This window comes from Nonomuraea phyllanthi, assembly GCF_006334985.2.
Classification (GTDB): Bacteria; Actinomycetota; Actinomycetes; order Streptosporangiales; family Streptosporangiaceae; genus Nonomuraea; species Nonomuraea phyllanthi.
The window spans coordinates 1-1,017 of the sequence record NZ_VDLX02000064.1 but is presented as its reverse complement, the minus strand read 5'-3'; the positions used below and the strand labels follow the sequence as shown (position 1 = coordinate 1,017).

2 protein-coding genes are annotated in these 1,017 nt (G+C 60.1%); both read left to right on the top strand.

Annotation, left to right across the window (positions count from 1 at the left end; genetic code table 11):
* Positions 1-66: 66 nt before the first annotated feature.
* Positions 67-360: a transposase gene (locus tag FH608_RS51165; RefSeq protein ID WP_152315463.1), complete on the top strand. Its 294-nt coding sequence runs from the start codon at positions 67-69 to the stop codon at positions 358-360.
* Between the two features lie 17 nt (positions 361-377).
* Positions 378-1,017 (top strand): IS3 family transposase (locus FH608_RS51160; RefSeq protein ID WP_226900766.1); only part of this gene is annotated, 640 nt, incomplete at its 3' end.

Sequence of the window (1,017 nt, the reverse complement as noted above, 5' to 3'; positions counted from 1 at the left end):
TGAGGTGCCCCGACCCTTCCGGACTCGGACCCAAGTAGGGTCAGAGACAGTCCGGAAAGGAAGCACGTGGCGAAGAAGCCGAGAATATATCCACCTGAGTTGCGAGCCGAAGTCGTGCAGGCCGTCATCGAAGACGGGAAGACACCTGCACAGGTTGCCCGCGATTTCGGGCTGGTGGCAGAGACAGTTCGCAATTGGGTGAAGGCGGAGAAGTCGAAGAACTCTGGTACCACCGATGAGGCCCGTGCAGCCATCGACCGCGCCAGGCTTCAGGAGATGGAACGACGCGTTCAGGAACTTGAGCAGGAGAACGCTTTTCTGAAAAAAGCCGCGGCCTTCTTTGCGAAAGAACTCCCGTAAGCGAGAAGTACAAACTCATTCTCGCTGAGAAGGCCAACTTCGAGATCATCCTGATGTGCCGCCTGCTCGGCGTGTCGAAATCCGGATACTACGACTGGGAGAAGCGGCCGATGTCGGCGACTGAGCAACGGCGCGAGGATCTCAAACCCTTGATTGACTTCGTGTTCACCGAATCCGGCCGGACCTACGGGTACCGCCGTGTTCACGCGGAGCTCAGGCGTGCCGGCGTCGAGGTGGACGACGAGCTCGTCCGCAAGCTCATGCGCCAGATGGGCCTGGTCCCGGTGCAGGTCAAGCGACGTCGTGGCCTGACGATCGCGGACAAGACCGCAGCTCCGATCCCTGACCTGGTGCGACGCGACTTCAGCGCAGACAGGCCCGGCCAGAAGATGATCGGTGATATCACGCAGATCGATACGGGTGAGGGTGCGCTTTTCCTGGCGACGGTTATCGACTGCTTCAGTAAGAGCGTGATCGGCTGGGCACTGGACGTGCGATATCCGGCGAGCTTGGTGTGCGCGGCCATCGATATGGCTGCTGCCCGCATTGAGATGCCCGACGGGGCGATCTTTCATTCCGACCGAGGGAGTCAATACACGTCGATCGAGTTCGGCGAGACACTCGGCGAGTACGATATCAGGCAATCCGTTGGGCGCA